This is a genomic window from Mucilaginibacter boryungensis, assembly GCF_015221995.1.
Classification (GTDB): Bacteria; Bacteroidota; Bacteroidia; order Sphingobacteriales; family Sphingobacteriaceae; genus Mucilaginibacter; species Mucilaginibacter boryungensis.
Genome location: NZ_JADFFM010000001.1, coordinates 1,096,353 through 1,112,192, shown reverse-complemented (window position 1 = coordinate 1,112,192; position 15,840 = coordinate 1,096,353). Strand labels below are relative to the sequence as shown.

Below are 15,840 nucleotides of genomic sequence, written 5' to 3'. Positions count from 1 at the left end.
TTGCCGTGACAATTGAAATTTGTCAATCGTATATTTTTGGCACCTTAAACACAAAGGCAATGCCTCTCACATCTACCAAACGCATTAAAGAACACCATCAGGGGATTTCAACTATCCTGGCTTTCTCTCTAATCCCCCTATCCGGTTTTGCAACAGATATTTATATCCCATCGTTACCTGCTATGGGCGCATCTATGCATATTGGTAGTTTACAGGTGCAGCTAACACTCAGTATCTTTTTAATTAGTTATGGCATATCACAACTATTTATCGGCAGTGTTTTAGATAGTTTTGGCCGTTATAACTTCAGTTTGATATCGTTAATGATATTTACGCTTTCATGTGTCATCATTGCCAATACACACAATATCTATCTTATTTATTTAATGCGTGTAATACATGGTATTACGGTCGCTGGAATTGTAGTGGCAAAAAGGGCTTATTTTGTCGATGTTTTTATTGGCGAAAAACTAAAAAGCTATCTAAGTATTTTTACTATTATATGGTCTACCGGGCCAATTATAACCCCTTTTATAGGCGGATATTTACAAAAAGCCTTTGGTTGGGAATCTAACTTTTACTTTTTAGGCATTATTGCGGCAGTATTAGGCATATTGGAGCTAATTTTCAGCGGAGAAACTTTAAAGCACACTACTGAATTTAAGCTAAAAAAGATAGGCAACATTTATTTACAAATGATTAAAACGACCAGTTTCACTATGGGGCTGTTTATGCTGGCTATGGCATATTCCATGGTTATGGTTTACAATATGTCCGGGCCGTTTATTGTAGAGCACCAACTGTTATTAAGCCCGGTTGCGGCTGGATATTGTTCGCTTATTTTAGGCCTGGCCTGGATGGCAGGCGGCTTTATTGGCAAAGCAACTATTAACCACCCCTTCTATAAAAAAATGGTTGTTAATATTGCCGCGCAATTGCTTTTTGTAGTAGCTATGATACTAAGTTTAAGCTTTGTGGCAAATTTATACACCTTAATATTTTTTGCCTTTATTATTCATGTAGGGGCCGGTTATACGTATAATAATTACTTTACCTATAGCCTTAGTAAATTTCCCAATAATGCGGGTATAGCTGGCGGTTTAACCGGTGGTATTGTGTATGTATTAGTATCTTTTTTAAGTTACAGCATCATTTCGGTTCTTCCTGCAAAAGATGAACGCAACCTTAGTTATAGTTATTTGATACTTATCGTAATTTCAGGTATTATCATGTTTGTTATATCCAGGATTAAAAAGGAAACCGTTGCCGAAGCAATCGCTGCTAATTAACCTCAAATACTAAACTTACTGCCGGCCCTCACAATCACATCTGATCCGTCGGCAAAGAAAGCCGATATTGGTTCACGGCTTAGCCATGGTTCAAATTCAGGCCCATATATTTTGGCTATAGGTGCTTCAAACGCATAGTCTTTTACTTCTCCCGTTTGCCAGGTAATGTGTTCTACCTGGTATTCAATGGTGCGGGTTTCGGTAAGCTTATTATAGCCCCAGTAATGTTCAAATATAAATTCTTCGGCGCTGCCGGCTTCAATAACGCTTCGCTTATTATTTACGGTAGCGGCAAGCTTGCACCACTCCCCTCTGTATTTCCACTCGTAACTAAAACGCGTATGAGCGTCATCAACGGGGATGATTTCATGTCGCATAGGCATAGCCTTATAATGTTCATTATATAAATTATTAGCTACAAGGGCTATCATAGGCTTAGGCACAATTTCGCTGATAAATACGGCACCGCGTTTCCATCCCTGTCCATCAAAATAACGCACATAGAACCGCAGATTTACTTCCTCAAAATTAATATGATATGGCCACCGGATACGTAACATGCTGGTTTCCTGGAAAAGAAAGCCTACCATGCTCACCAGATTTTTTCCCTGCCAGGTATCTAATATCGTCCCCGGCGGCAGGTGGGGCATTAATATAGCCGCATCAACCTCATAGTTCAGCATCAGGAGGTTAGTCCATTTTGCTTTTAGAAATTGACGTTTGGCCATACGGTTTACCGATGATAATATTTCATAGCCTCGGGGATATGTGCCCTGATATCGGCAATACGGGTAGCATCGGTAGGGTGTGTACTTAAAAATTCGGGCGTACCGGCTTTGTTTTGGGCAGCCATCCGTTGCCAAAAGTCAACCGCGTTGTTTGGGTCATAACCCGCCATCGCCATAAATGTTAATCCCAGTCTGTCAGCTTCCGATTCCTGGCTGCGCGAATAATGCAGCAGCATCAATCCTCCACCCACGCCATATAACTGGCCAACTATGGTTTGTGTAGCGTCGGACTGGCTACTGGTAGCCGCACCAACAACTGCCCCACCGGCTTGCGCAGCTAATTGTTGCGAAACACGTTCGGCCGAATGGCGGGCAATGGCATGGCCAATCTCGTGTCCCATTACAGTTGCCAGCCCCGCATCATCTTTAGTTAAAGGTAGTATACCGCTGTACACCGCCACTTTACCGCCAGGCATACACCAGGCATTTACTTCGTTACTTTGTATCAGGTTAAACTCCCACTTAAAATTATACTTGTCGGCATAGCCGTTAGCAGCAAGGTATTTTTCTATAGCCGCAGCTAACTGGTTTCCTACACGTTTAACACGCATAGCATCGGCGGTACCGCTAATCACCTTGGTTTTCGGGTCTGATAGTAAGGTGGAGTAGCTTTGCGCCGCTGATTGATTGATCTGATCATCGGCAACAAGATTGAGTTGGCGCCTGCCGGTTAACGGGACTGTGGCGCAACCAAAAAGAACAACAGCGCTAACTGTTGCTAAAAATAGTCTATGGCTTTTCATACGTCAGCTGTTTTTTTCTTAAACAGGTTTACTTTCGATTCCCGGCCGCGTATCAAGCGTTCGATATTCTTTTGGTGGGTAACCAATATCAGTACACAAATACACATACCATATATTACTACCGACCGTACAGATACCGGGTAAACAAAAGTGACCCCAATTAAATAAGTAAAACTGGCCACAATTGAACTAAGCGATACGTATTTTGTTATTAACAGAACAATAATAAATACAACAACACACAGCAATGCGGCCTGTAGGTTTACAGCTAAAACCATGCCGCATAAAGTAGCTACCCCCTTACCACCCCGGAAACCCGCAAATATGGGAAACAGGTGGCCCATTACCGCTGTAATGCCTAAGGCAAGTTCGTAATTGGTAAAAACAACTGAATGATTGTTAACCGCCGAGGGCATGCCTAAAATACTAAGGTAGGCCAGATTGGTAGCAGTGAAACCTTTTAAAATATCTATACACATTACCGGTATACCGGCTTTTTTACCCAGTACCCTAAACGTATTTGTTGCACCGGCATTACCGCTGCCGTATTCGCGTACATCTATTTTATAAAAATATTGCCCAATCCAAACGGCTGTGGGAATGGAACCTAAAAGGTATGCCAATATCAGGGAGGAAATAGACCAGACAGTTATCATCTCACCACAATATTACTAAAATGACAGTTCAATATCTATATAATTTTATTGTTTAACAGCCTTTAAACTCATATCCAAGCTTTTAACTGAATGTGTTAAGGCCCCCATAGATACATAGTCGACACCGCAAGCGGCATAATCCAGCACATTATCTACAGTAATCCCACCCGATGCCTCGGTGATATACCGGCCCTCTATCATGGCTACGGCCTGTTTTAATATATCAAATTTAAAATTATCCAGTAATATCCGGTCAACCCCGCCTGTTTGCAGCACCTCTTCCAGTTCTTCCAGGTTCCTTACTTCAATCTCTATTTGTAGTTTTTTGTTTGTATCTGCTAAATATTGCCTGGCGTTGTTAATTGCACTGGCAATACCTCCGGCATAATCCACATGGTTATCTTTGATCAGTATCATATCATACAATCCAAACCTATGGTTTACACCGCCGCCTATTTTTACCGCCCATTTTTCTAAATAACGCAACCCCGGGGTTGTTTTGCGGGTATCCAACACCTGGGTATTGCTGCCTTTTAAAATATCTGCAACTTCGTTGGTAGTGGTAGCAATGCCACTCATACGCTGCATACAATTAAGCACAAGCCGTTCAGCTATCAGGATGCTATGTACGCTGCCTGCTACTTCAAAGGCTATATCACCGGGCTTAACTTCCGCACCGTCCTGAAGGAATACATTCACTTTAAGGTTAGCATCAATCTCGCGGAAAATCTCCAGCGCCAGTTCAACACCAGCCAGTATGCCCGTATCTTTAATAATAAGCTTTGCTTTGCCGGTAGTCCCTGCAGGGATGGTTGATAGGGAGGTATGATCGCCGTCGCCAACATCTTCGGCAAGGGCATTTTTTATAAATTGATGGATAATCTGTTTGTCCAAGTCTGTAATACTTTTTTGTGGTGCAAAAGTAATAACAATTTGGTGGGATAAAGTTTTTTTTGGCAAGTATGCCTATGATACAATAAAATTGATGGGACTGTTATGCTTTTAGGCTATTAAAGGTAAGCTTATTTAATATTATCTATTTTAAGCGGATCTTATTCTTTTTTCAGCTTTACTTTTTAAACTTTGGGGTTTTTGCGGTTTTTTATTGTCAGAGTCCGAGGCCAGAGTTAAGAATCAATCACTCCTCTTTCTTGTCGCTTTCTATTTTTATCTCATTCACCAAAAATACGCCATTGGTTAGTTTCATGGATACCGCTGTACGGTATTCGGCATTAGCGGTAGTGAGCAACAGCACCGCGTAGCGGATATTGGGATTAGAATTTACACGATGCAATATTTTTACCGCTTTTATAGGATTGTTTTTAAAAAAACTGCCTAAAACCAATTCGGCCTGGCTGGCGGAGTAAATGTTTTCTTCGTTTAAAATAGTGAGTTCAATACTGCTGGTAAATTTTTTAGCCAGTTCATGTACATTGCCGGTTTTTATCAGCTCGGCCGCATCGTCAATTGGTCCTAAAGCTGGTGTTGGGCGACCGCTTAGCGGTAAAATAAAAAGTAATAAAGTAAATAATCTGATCATATCCGTACGCAATATAAAACGATTAATATCCTTTACAAAAATAAAAGCTTACAATTAGCTTAATAATTCTCCATCTTATAACGTTGCTTTTATATTTGCAGTGTGGAACAACAAAAAAAAGTCGCATTACTGATACTGGACGGTTGGGGATACGGCCGCCAGGACAAATCAAACGCAATATTTAACGCCAACACGCCTTTCTTCAATTCGATGCTGGCCAAATATCCAAATTCAAAATTGCAGGCATCGGGTATGGCCGTAGGCTTGCCCGACGGACAGATGGGCAATTCCGAAGTGGGGCACATGAATTTAGGCGCTGGCCGGGTGGTTTACCAGGAACTGGGCCGCATCCATAAAGCGGTTGACGATAGAGAACTCTCGACAAACGAAGTGATCAAAGACGCATTTGAGTACGCCAGGGCGAATAATAAAGATGTCCACTTCATCGGACTTGTTTCTGATGGTGGTGTGCATTCGCACATAAAGCATGTAAAAGGCCTTTGCGATACCGCTGTAGAGTACGGCCTGAATAAAGTTTTTATCCATGCCTTTTTAGATGGACGTGATACCGACCCAAATTCGGGCATCGGTTTTATTACCGACATGGAAAACTACGTGAGCAACACACCGGTTAAAATAGCGTCGGCTATTGGCCGCTACTTTGCTATGGACCGCGATAACCGCTGGGAACGTGTTAAAAAGGCTTACGACCTGCTGGTAAATGGCATTGGCAAACCTGCCGATAACCTGATTACTGCCATCAGCGAATCTTATGCCCAGGGGGTAACGGACGAATTTGTAGAGCCTATTGTAAAAACAGATAGCAAAGGGCAGCCACTGGCATTGATAAAAGAAGGCGATGTGGTACTTTGCTTTAACTTCCGTACCGACCGTGGCCGCGAGATCACACTGGCGTTAACGCAAAAGGCATTCCCCGAGCAGAACATGCACCCGCTAAACCTGCGCTATATCACCATGACCACTTATGATGAAACATTTAAGAATGTGCAGGTAGTTTTTCATAAAGATGATCTATTAAAAACCCTCGGCGAAATATTGCAGGATGCCGGTAAAAACCAGATCCGCATTGCCGAAACCGAAAAGTATCCGCACGTCACCTTCTTTTTTTCGGGTGGGCGCGAAAAAGAATTTGCGAACGAGAAACGCCTGCTGGTGCCATCGCCAAAGGTGGCCACTTATGACCTGCAACCTGAAATGAGCGCCGAAGGCATCCGCGATGCTATACTACCTGAATTACAAAGCCGCTGGGCCGATTTTATTTGTTTAAACTTTGCCAATACCGACATGGTTGGCCATACAGGTGTATTCAGCGCAGTAGTTAAAGCCGCCGAAACAGTTGACGCCTGCACACAAGCCGTGGTTGAAACAGGCCTTGCTAACGGGTATTCATTTATTATTATTGCCGACCATGGTAATGCCGATTACATGATCAACGATGACGGCTCACCCAACACAGCGCATACCACCAACCTGGTGCCTTGCATTGTAATTGACAAGGATGTGACAGCTGTTAAAGATGGCAAACTGGGCGACATTGCCCCCACTGTACTAAAAATGCTAGGGGTTGCTATCCCTGCAGAAATGACCGGCGATGTATTGGTTTAAGAGTCTCACCCCAAACCCCTCTCCAAAAGAGAGGGGCTTCATAAGCGTTATGCTTTTAGCATTGGTGTTGTTTATCACTTCATGTCGTCCTGATGTGAAGGAAACCAAGGGCACGCTGCAATACTTTGATATTAAGAGCTTCTTCAAAGCCGATTCGGCGCGGTTAAGCAAAATTAGCTTCATCACTAAAACGGTTACTCATAATAATATCACCGAAACCAAAAAGGTGCATATTGATAACTGGGGCCGCGAGTTTGAATTGTTCACCAACTCGGATATTAACAGGCCCGCCTGGCGCGAAAGCTATAGCATAAGCAAGGGCGATAATATAACTATCTACCAGGCTAAAACCCCCGAACTAAAAACCCGCCGCATAGTTATAGGCAAAACAGGCAATAAGGTAAAATGGATACTGATACTTAACCATACTAAAAACCTGTTGTATGAGAATAGCGAGCGCTTAAGCTATTTTCCCGATTCGCTTTACCAGATCATCAAAACACAAAAAGTACGGGTGATGAGCAAAAACACTTATACCATAAAGGGAGTTTTCCATTAAACATGGTAGTAAAATTGTAGTCTATGCTTCTACAGGCGATGATTTAGATTGAGCCCCTTTCTTCAGCGTAAGCACCGTAATTTCAGGCCAGATGCCCAAACGGCCCGAGAAAGCCAGAAAACCAAACCCACGATTAATATACAGGTAACGCCCATTATATTTGGCCAATCCGCTCCAATGCGGGTAGCGATACTGCACAGGGCTCCAGCGCAAACCGGCGGCTTCAATGCCAAACTGCGCACCGTGCGTATGTCCCGAAAGCGTTAAATGAATGTTGGCCGGATGCTTTTTGGCTATTTCTTCCCAATGGGTAGGATCGTGCGAAAGCAGTATCTTGAATGATTTAGGGTCTACCCCTTTCAGCGCTTTATCCAAATCGCCAACCTTTTTGAAACCATGCCCCCAGTTTTGCACCCCAATCAGCGATATCTTTTCGCCGTCTTTTTCCAATGTCACATGCTCGTCCAGCATTAGCTTATAATCCATAGCCCCATGGTTGGCTTTTAATTGCTGCAGATTTGCAGCCTTTTCGGCCTCGCTATCCCAATGGATATAATCCCCATAATCGTGGTTACCTAAAATAGAGAACTGCCCGAAAGGCGCTTTCAACTGGCGAAAGTGTTCTATGTAAGGTTCAATTTCAAAAGCAGCATTATTCACCAGGTCGCCGGTAAAAACAAACAGGTCGCTTTTTTGTGCCCGTGCCAGGTTAATACCCCGCTGCACCGCCTCCATACTATCAAAACTTCCCGAATGAATATCTGATAGCTGGGTAATGGTAAACCCGTCAAATGCTGCGGGCAGGTCTTCAAAATATAAAGTTTCGCGGTGCACCTTGTAATGATACTTACCCCGGATCATAGCATAAAAGAAACTACTTAATGGTATAGCAGCAATCAGCACTGCTAATTCGCTTATAAACTTGCGCCGTGATGGAAAGTAGCGTTCGCCGGTGTTTTTATTAGTACCAATGTGGTTCACCAACCCCACAAAAAACCGCCCGATATCCCCAAGGAAAAGCACGATGATGAATACCAGCTTGGTGACAAAAAAACTAAGGAACAGGCTCAGCATATACTCGTGGAAGGGCCGCATGCCCTGGGCAGTACTAAAGCTGCCAAAGCCTGCCATAAAAACCACTGTAACACCTATAGATACTACCAGGTAACCCCACAGAACCGCCGCTTGCGCGCGTTTGTTACTCCAATCAAAAGTTAAAGTGCGTAACCCATGATAAACATACCAGTCCATTAGCAAACTGATGGCCGCAATAATGATAAATACTTTTATGAAACCTCCGTTATGCATGGGCGCTCAAAATTTGTTTGCCGGCAAAATAAGGAAACGATGGGAACTGGAAAACTCGGGGGAAAGGTTTTACTTTTAAATTACAACACAGCAGCCGGGTTCGCAAGCCCAGGCCGCTATGTTTAATTTCAAATCGCTCAGCACGTTTTCATCAATAGTTTAAATAAACCTTAAGGGAAAGGGATATATTAAACAATATCTTTATAGTTAATTAAAAAGGTATTAAACCTAAGACAAATGCAGTGCCGGTATGCCAAAGTGCCGTTTTATTACTCAATGAGGCAGTTTAGTATTAACTGTGGAGAAATATTGGGGAATTGTTTTACACGGAATGGGGAAATGGGGACTGTTTTAAACTCGCCACAGCGTAATTGCGGGAAACGAAGCAATTTCCATGTTAGGATTTCATTAGGTCGGGTAAATCAGTTAATGAGTGTCAGTGGACGTTCTTGGCATTCATTTAAATTTTGCTACCATATTACTAACTTTAGTTGCTTTCTATATAACCGAAACCTGAGAAGAAATTGTTTTAATACACACGCATGATAATAATAAAGAAGTATCTATTTTATTTCGTTTTTTTAATATTTATACTTTATTGGAGTTTTGATGCTTATAAGATTTATAAGACATTCAATTATAGCTTTAATGGCAGAATTCAAAAAGTATCCTATGAATCTGGCAAATACCGACCAACAATAACAGTAAATAATCAGCAATTTGATTTAGAATGGGTAAGATGGCATGGCGATGAGGATAATGTGGTAATAAAAGACAGTGTTTTAAAACTTAAAGGCAGCCAATGGATGAAAGTGGTAAAAAATAAACCATAACTGGTCTAATGTTATAGCAACAAAGGAGAGGGTACCTACCGCCGTTGTTGATGTTGTCACCAACAAATTTCTAATAGCCCGCGTATGTTGTTGGAGACAACTCCAACAACGGCCTGGGATAGTAGCTACCGGCGATTCCGATACCGGGTTTTAGGACGGTAATTAAGAGTTTATCACAGCAGTTTCGATATCACAACGTCATGCCGAACTTGTTTCGGCATCCCATCATACAAGTTATCTTGCGTGTAGAATCCTGAAACAAGTTCAGGATAACGTAAGACTTTCCTACGGCGGAGCTACTTTGGATGAATCAAAAATTAACGCCAAAAGCTATTGCCACGCTAAATTCCAACCCCTACTTTTGCACCCATGTCACAAAATCAAAAATTCGACAGTATTATATTCGATTTGGATGGTACCCTATGGGATTCGACCGCTAATGTTGCGCAAGGCTGGCAAAGGGCTAAAGAGAAGGTAAACTATATTCAGCAGGATATTGACCAGCAAATGGTACGTTCTATCACCGGCATGGCTTACGACGCCATTTTTGATAAACTATACCCTTATCTTGACGAAGAAACCCGTAACGAATTTAAAACCCTGTGCGCGCAGCACGAGTTGGACATTTTGCACGAGAAAGGCGGCGCGCTTTATCCTTTGCTCGCTGAAACCCTAACTTACTTAAAAAATAAATACCGCTTGTTCATTGTCAGCAATTGCCAATCGGGTTATATCGAGATATTTTTGGCGATGGATGATATGGCGAATTACTTTGAAGGCCACCAATGCTACGGTACCAAAGGGCAGCCAAAATTCCAAAATATACTGGATATTGTAGCCGATAACAACCTGCAGGCACCGGTTTATGTAGGCGATACTACCGGCGACCGCGACTCGGCAGCAAAGGCCGGTGTGCCGTTCATTTTTGCGGCCTATGGCTTCGGCGTGGTTGAAGATGGTTATATAACCCGTATTGATGAGTTCAAACAATTGCAGCAGATACTATAATTACTTGTTTTAACAACAATTAACAGTTGTTTCTTCCGTTGTATGAGGAAAATTCGCCATATTTAGCGGTGACCTTATCAAACACAATGAGAACACTTTTACTGTTAATCCTTGTCCTAATTTTTTCAACCGGCACATTTGCCCAACAAAGCGGTGTAAGTGGCACCATTACCGATGAAGCCGGCCGGCCGGTACCATTTGTAAGTGTGCATATTAAAAACACCACCCGTGGTACATCGGCCAATAGCGAAGGTAAATATACCATGCCTTTAGCCCCCGGTCAGTACGAATTACTTTATAAAGCAATTGGTTATAAACAGGAAAGCCGCAACATTATTGTCAAAACAGCTGAAACAGTAAACATTCAGTTGAAAACCGAAACTTACGAACTTAAAAATGTAACCATCCGCGCTGGCGCCGAGGACCCGGCCTACGCCATCATCCGCAAAGCCATAAAAAAACGCAAAACCTATTTAAAGGAAGTAAACGCCTTTACCTGCGATGTTTATATTAAAGGCTTACAAAAGCTGTTGCAAACACCTAAGCGTTTTATGGGTCGTAATATGGACGAAATCACCCGTGATATGGGGCTTGATTCCGGTCGCCGGGGTATTATTTACCTGTCCGAATCTGAATCTAAATACAGCTTTAAACGCCCGAACGAGGAGCACGAGGAAATGATATCATCCAAGGTATCAGGCAATAACCGGGCGTTTAGTTTTAACCGGGCGTCGGATTTTAAGGTGAACTTTTACGAGAACCTTTTAGATTGGGAAGGGCTGAGTAACCGCCCGTTTGTATCGCCTATTGCTGATAATGCTTTATTTTATTACAACTATAAATACGTAGGCTTCGCGGTTGAGAACGGCGAGACCATCAACAAAATAAAGGTAACCCCTAAGCGCGCGCACGACCCGGTTTTTGACGGCTATATTTATATTATTGAGGATAGCTGGCGCATTCACAGTGTCGATTTGAACATGTCTAAAAGGTCGAACATCTTTTTGTTAGATACCTTAAAAATAAACCAGCAGTTTTTACCGGTTGATAAGTCGGTGTGGATGCCGTCGTCGGTTAAGTTTGAATTTACCGGCGCTTTCCTTGGCTTTAAATTTGGTGGTTACTTTATTGGCATATTCAAAAACTATGATTTGGAACCCACTTTTGCCAAAAGCACTTTTAACGAAGTGATGCGCATTACCAAGGGCGTAAACAAAAAGGATTCAACCTATTGGGAAAACTCACGCCCCATCCCATTGACGGGTGAGGAAATTACCGATTACAAAAAGAAAGAAAAACTGGCCGAAAAACGCGAATCAAAACCATATCTTGATTCGATAGATAAAAAGCGCAATAAGTTTCATGCGAGCAGTATGATCATCGGCAGTGGCTATTCACATTATAACCGGTACCAAAAAACAAACTTTCATTTCAATTCGCTAAGCGAATCGCTGCTGTACAACACCGTAGAAGGTTTCGCGTTTGATTATGGCGCTACTTACCACAAGCAGATAGACAGCGTTACTAACCGTTATTTAAACCTGGGTGGTAAAGTGCGTTATGGCTTTGCCAACCAAAAATGGCATGGCAGTGTTAATGGCAGCATCTCCAACCGAGACCTTTCATTCTACTTTGCCGCAGGCAGCGATGTGGTAGATATGAATAACCGCCAGCCTATTTCAACCTGGATGAACACGGTGCATAGCCTGTTGTTCCGGCAGAACTTTGAGAAACTGTACGACAAACAATTTATTGACCTGGGGTTAAACACCCGCATTACCGGCACCTGGACAGCGGGTATCAGCACTGAATACGCTAATCGCAAATGGTTGCCTAACAGCACCAGCTATAGCATATTTACCCCTAAAGGGCGCGAGTTTACCTCAAACAACCCCTTAGTTCCCAATGCTGATGTACCATTGTTTGCCGAGAACCAAGCCTTTAAAGTTACCCTGCGCACCAGCTACGATTTTAGTAACAAATATTCCACCTATCCCAACGGTCGCCGTTACGAGCCATCAAAATATCCGCGGATAGATCTGAATTTCACCCATGCCTTCCAGAATGTGTTTGGAGCTGATGTGAGCTACAGTTTGCTTAGCGCAGATATTACCAAGAGCGATTTGAACCTGGGTATGCTGGGCAAAACATCGTTCTATGTAGGTGCAGGTAAGTACCTGGACGCCCAGAACCTTACCTATGTAGATTACCGCCACTTTTCGGGTAACGAGATCAGGGTATTCACCGCCGGTATCAACAAGTTCCTGCTGCTGGATTATTATACCTACAGCACACCCGACCAATACCTTGAAGGACATTTCGAGCAAAATTTCTCAGGTTTTTTCCTGAACAAGCTGCCGTTGATACGTAAATTGAAGCTACAGGAAATTGCCGACGTAAATTACCTGAGCACCCCTGCCCTGCACAATTATACCGAACTGGGCCTGGGTGTACAGTACTTCGGCTTCCGGATAATGTTTGCCAAATCGTTCAACAGTGGGGATAATTTGACAAACGCGCTGAGGATCGGGGCGAAGTTTTAACCGTCTGAACCGCGGTTTAACGGATGTTTAGGGTTACCGGATTGTTTTCTTCCGGACTTTTCCGCCTGCCATACTTCCGGACTTCCCTGCTAATTCCTATCTTAGCAACTTTAATATTACAATGAACAGATTTTATGGAACCGGGGTGGCTATGGTAACCCCTTTTCAGGCAGATGGACAGGTTGATTATGAGGGTTTGAAAAACCTGATCAACTATTTGATTGATGGCGGGCTGGAGTACCTTGTATCGTTAGGTACAACCGGCGAAAGCGCCACTTTAAATAAGCAGGAGAAGCGAAAGGTGTTTGAATTTACTGCCGAAATTGTAAATAAACGGGTTCCATTAATAGCAGGCCTGGCCGGTAACAATACTTACGAGGTGGTAGAAGAAATTCGCGTATTCAACATCCCGGGGTATGATGCTATCCTGTCGGCAAGTCCGCATTATAATAAACCAACTCAGGAGGGTATTTACCAGCACTACCGCGCTATTGCCGAAGTAGCGCAGTTACCCATCATATTATATAATGTACCCAGCCGCACCGGCAGCACCATCAGTGCTGAAACTACGCTGCGCTTAGCTAACGATTTTACGAACATTATAGGCATTAAAGAAGCCTCGGGGAGCTTTGAGATATTCAGCCAGATTATGCGCGATAAGCCGGAAGACTTTGTTTTGATATCAGGCGACGATGCCATTACCCTGCCAATGATGGCCTTAGGGGCAGTAGGCATGATATCGGTAAGCGGTAACGCGCTGCCAAGGCAAACATCGGATATGGTGCGCTTATGCCTGCAGGGCGATTACAAAACAGCCTGCAAGCTGCACAGCAGCCTGGTAGAGTTTACCCGCTTAATGTTTGCTGAAGGCAGCCCGGCCGGAGTGAAAACCGCCTTAAAACAATTAGGTATTTGCGGCGATGTAGTGAGGTTACCATTAGTACAGGTAAGCAGCAAAACCGCAGAAGCTATTATAGCTGAAACAAAAAAGATAGTTGCGCAAAGCGTACCTGCATAAGCAGAAAGCAGAAAGCAGAAAGCAGAAAGCAGAAAGCAGAAAGCAGAAAAAAACCGATCCAAAAAATGGATCGGTTTTTTTATATCGTGAAGTTCCTTAAAACTAGGCTTTGTTTTTAGCTTCCTGCACCTCTAAACGTATAGCCTGGGCTAAGTTTTTCAGGTCCTGCATACCTTTGCGCACGCGTGTACCTGCAGCGCTATTGCCTTTGTTGTAAAATTTGTCAGCATCAGCTTCCAGCGATGCGATTAGGTTTTTCACTTCAGTAAATTTTTTCATGTTAAGTTACTCCTTTAAAATAGTTGAGGTTTATTGTTTTGTTTAATGCTAATCTAAATTGTTTTTTTATTAAAAAAAAATTTATAGCTTAAAAATATACGTTTAAAATACTTTTTAAGGCTATTTTCTAAAAGATGTTTGGGAAAATAGCCCATTTTAATATTATACGGGTTGGTTTACAGCGTTTTATAGCTATAAATGCCTAAGGTTACACAATATTATTATTCCTTTCAATTTGTATTAACTAAAGCCGGCTAAATAAAAAAGTCCCCTATTTTGGGGACTTTAATTATTAAAACGTTTATCGTTTTTTAATATCTGTATAATTTCTGGTGGTGGCGCCTACGTATATCTGGCGTGGGCGGCCAATTGGCTCCTTGTTCTCTTTCATTTCTTTCCACTGTGCTATCCATCCCGGTAAACGGCCAAGGGCAAATAAAACTGTGAACATTTCTGTCGGGAAGCCTAAAGCGCGGTAAATAATACCCGAATAAAAATCTACGTTAGGGTAAAGTTTACGTTCAACAAAATAAGGGTCTTTTAAGGCCACTTCTTCCAAACGCTTGGCTATTTCCAACACTTCATCATCAAGGCCTAATTCATCCAATATATCATCGCAGGCTTTTTTAATAATTTTAGCCCGCGGGTCGAAGTTTTTGTATACGCGGTGTCCAAAACCCATTAAACGGAACGAGTCGTTTTTATCCTTCGCTTTTTTGATCCACTTATCGGTATCGCCGCCGTCAGCTTTAATCTTTTCCAGCATTTCAATAACCGCCTGGTTAGCGCCGCCATGCAGCGGGCCCCAAAGGGCAGATATACCTGCCGAGATAGAAGCATATAAATTAGCGTCAGATGAGCCTACTATCCTTACAGTTGATGCCGAACAATTCTGTTCGTGATCTGCATGCAGGATCAATAGCTTATTCATTGCGTTTACAACCACCGGCTTTATCTCTACTTCTTCGGTACGCTGCCCAAAGGTCATATGGATAAAGTTGGTTACATAGTCGTATTTATTTTGCGGGTAGATAAGCGGATGGCCCAATGATTTTTTGTATATCCAGGATACAATGGTACTCATTTTGGCAATCAGCTTCATGATCTCCAGGTTTATCTCGTCGGCATTCAGGCCGGGTTTCAGCGATGCCGGGTTGAAAGCTGCAAGCGCACCAATTAACGATGATAACTGCCCCATTGGGTGCGAACCTGAAGGAAACCCATCAAAGAATTTCTTCATATCCTCGTGCACGAGGGTGTGACGGCTGATCTGGTATTCAAACTCCTTCAACTGCTCCGCGTTTGGCAATTCACCGTATATCAGTAAATAGGCTACTTCAATAAATGTTGATTTTTCGGCCAATTGCTCAATCGGGTAGCCACGATATTTAAGGATACCAACCTCACCATCCAAAAACGTAATTGCGCTTTTAGTGGCCCCGGTATTTTTGTAACCTATATCAAGGGTAATGTACCCGCTTAGGTCCCTTAGTTTTGAAATATCAATAGCCTTCTCATTTTCCGACCCTTCAATTACGGGCAGATCATATGTTTTATCCCCTATTTTAAGCTGTGCAGTTTCCGACATAGAAATTTAATTGTATACGTAGCAAATGTAATTAAATCTGTGTATTATTACTCTCCAATATA

General features: G+C 42.7%; 15 protein-coding genes. 7 read left to right on the top strand and 8 right to left on the bottom strand.

All coding sequences use genetic code 11. The features are described from left to right. Positions 1 to 59 precede the first annotated feature (59 nt). Positions 60 to 1,289, top strand: a complete 1,230-nt coding sequence (locus IRJ18_RS04775; RefSeq protein ID WP_194105058.1) for an MFS transporter — start codon at positions 60 to 62, stop codon at positions 1,287 to 1,289. A gap of 2 nt (positions 1,290 to 1,291) precedes the next feature. On the opposite strand, the gene IRJ18_RS04770 is transcribed toward IRJ18_RS04775, so the two are convergent. The 5 genes from IRJ18_RS04770 to IRJ18_RS04750 form a co-directional block, all read right to left on the bottom strand. Further along, on the bottom strand, positions 1,292 to 2,017 hold the full coding sequence (locus IRJ18_RS04770) for a YqjF family protein (protein ID WP_194105057.1): 726 nt from the start codon (positions 2,015 to 2,017) through the stop codon (positions 1,292 to 1,294). A gap of 5 nt (positions 2,018 to 2,022) precedes the next feature. After that, a complete protein-coding gene (locus IRJ18_RS04765; protein ID WP_194105056.1) occupies positions 2,023 to 2,820 on the bottom strand; it encodes a M48 family metallopeptidase in 798 nt (265 codons plus the stop codon). Further along, on the bottom strand, positions 2,817 to 3,476 hold the full coding sequence (gene plsY, locus IRJ18_RS04760) for a glycerol-3-phosphate 1-O-acyltransferase PlsY (RefSeq protein ID WP_194105055.1): 660 nt from the start codon (positions 3,474 to 3,476) through the stop codon (positions 2,817 to 2,819). The genes IRJ18_RS04765 and plsY overlap by 4 nt, the downstream gene beginning before the upstream one ends. A 45-nt stretch (positions 3,477 to 3,521) precedes the next feature. After that, positions 3,522 to 4,370, bottom strand: a complete 849-nt coding sequence (nadC, locus tag IRJ18_RS04755; RefSeq protein WP_194105054.1) for a carboxylating nicotinate-nucleotide diphosphorylase — start codon at positions 4,368 to 4,370, stop codon at positions 3,522 to 3,524. Positions 4,371 to 4,614: 244 nt separating this feature from the next. Further along, on the bottom strand, positions 4,615 to 5,016 hold the full coding sequence (locus IRJ18_RS04750; RefSeq protein WP_194105053.1) for a DUF4783 domain-containing protein: 402 nt from the start codon (positions 5,014 to 5,016) through the stop codon (positions 4,615 to 4,617). A 102-nt stretch (positions 5,017 to 5,118) separates the two neighbouring features. Between IRJ18_RS04750 and gpmI the strand changes: the two genes are divergently transcribed. Further along, the gene (gene gpmI / locus IRJ18_RS04745) at positions 5,119 to 6,642 is read left to right on the top strand and encodes a 2,3-bisphosphoglycerate-independent phosphoglycerate mutase (protein ID WP_194105052.1); all 1,524 of its coding nucleotides are present in this window, start codon (positions 5,119 to 5,121) and stop codon (positions 6,640 to 6,642) included. A 49-nt stretch (positions 6,643 to 6,691) separates the two neighbouring features. Further along, entirely contained in the window at positions 6,692 to 7,201 is a 510-nt protein-coding gene (locus tag IRJ18_RS04740) for a hypothetical protein (RefSeq protein ID WP_194105051.1), read from the top strand. Positions 7,202 to 7,222: 21 nt separating this feature from the next. Here IRJ18_RS04740 and IRJ18_RS04735 read toward each other — a convergent pair whose 3' ends face one another. Continuing rightward, positions 7,223 to 8,509 carry a metallophosphoesterase gene (locus IRJ18_RS04735; protein ID WP_194105050.1) on the bottom strand — a complete coding sequence of 429 codons (1,287 nt, stop codon included), beginning with the start codon at positions 8,507 to 8,509 and terminating at the stop codon, positions 7,223 to 7,225. 542 nt (positions 8,510 to 9,051) lie between these two features. Here IRJ18_RS04735 and IRJ18_RS04730 point away from each other — a divergent pair. The 4 genes from IRJ18_RS04730 to dapA all read left to right on the top strand — a co-directional run bounded on the left by IRJ18_RS04730 (position 9,052) and on the right by dapA (position 13,911). Then, positions 9,052 to 9,342, top strand: coding sequence for a hypothetical protein (locus tag IRJ18_RS04730; RefSeq protein ID WP_194105049.1), 291 nt, complete (start codon positions 9,052 to 9,054; stop codon positions 9,340 to 9,342). A gap of 369 nt (positions 9,343 to 9,711) precedes the next feature. After that, positions 9,712 to 10,350 (top strand): HAD family hydrolase, encoded by a 639-nt coding sequence (locus IRJ18_RS04725; protein WP_194105048.1) that lies wholly within the window; start codon positions 9,712 to 9,714, stop codon positions 10,348 to 10,350. Between the two features lie 86 nt (positions 10,351 to 10,436). Further along, positions 10,437 to 12,893: a DUF5686 and carboxypeptidase regulatory-like domain-containing protein gene (locus IRJ18_RS04720; protein ID WP_194105047.1), complete on the top strand. Its 2,457-nt coding sequence runs from the start codon at positions 10,437 to 10,439 to the stop codon at positions 12,891 to 12,893. A gap of 121 nt (positions 12,894 to 13,014) precedes the next feature. Continuing rightward, complete coding sequence (dapA, locus tag IRJ18_RS04715; RefSeq protein ID WP_194105046.1) at positions 13,015 to 13,911, top strand: 4-hydroxy-tetrahydrodipicolinate synthase; 897 nt, start codon at positions 13,015 to 13,017, stop codon at positions 13,909 to 13,911. Positions 13,912 to 14,013: 102 nt separating this feature from the next. Here dapA and IRJ18_RS04710 read toward each other — a convergent pair whose 3' ends face one another. Then, the gene (locus IRJ18_RS04710) at positions 14,014 to 14,190 is read right to left on the bottom strand and encodes a histone H1 (protein ID WP_144246444.1); all 177 of its coding nucleotides are present in this window, start codon (positions 14,188 to 14,190) and stop codon (positions 14,014 to 14,016) included. A 301-nt stretch (positions 14,191 to 14,491) separates the two neighbouring features. Continuing rightward, positions 14,492 to 15,778, bottom strand: a complete 1,287-nt coding sequence (locus tag IRJ18_RS04705) for a citrate synthase (protein WP_194105045.1) — start codon at positions 15,776 to 15,778, stop codon at positions 14,492 to 14,494. Positions 15,779 to 15,840: the final 62 nt, after the last annotated feature.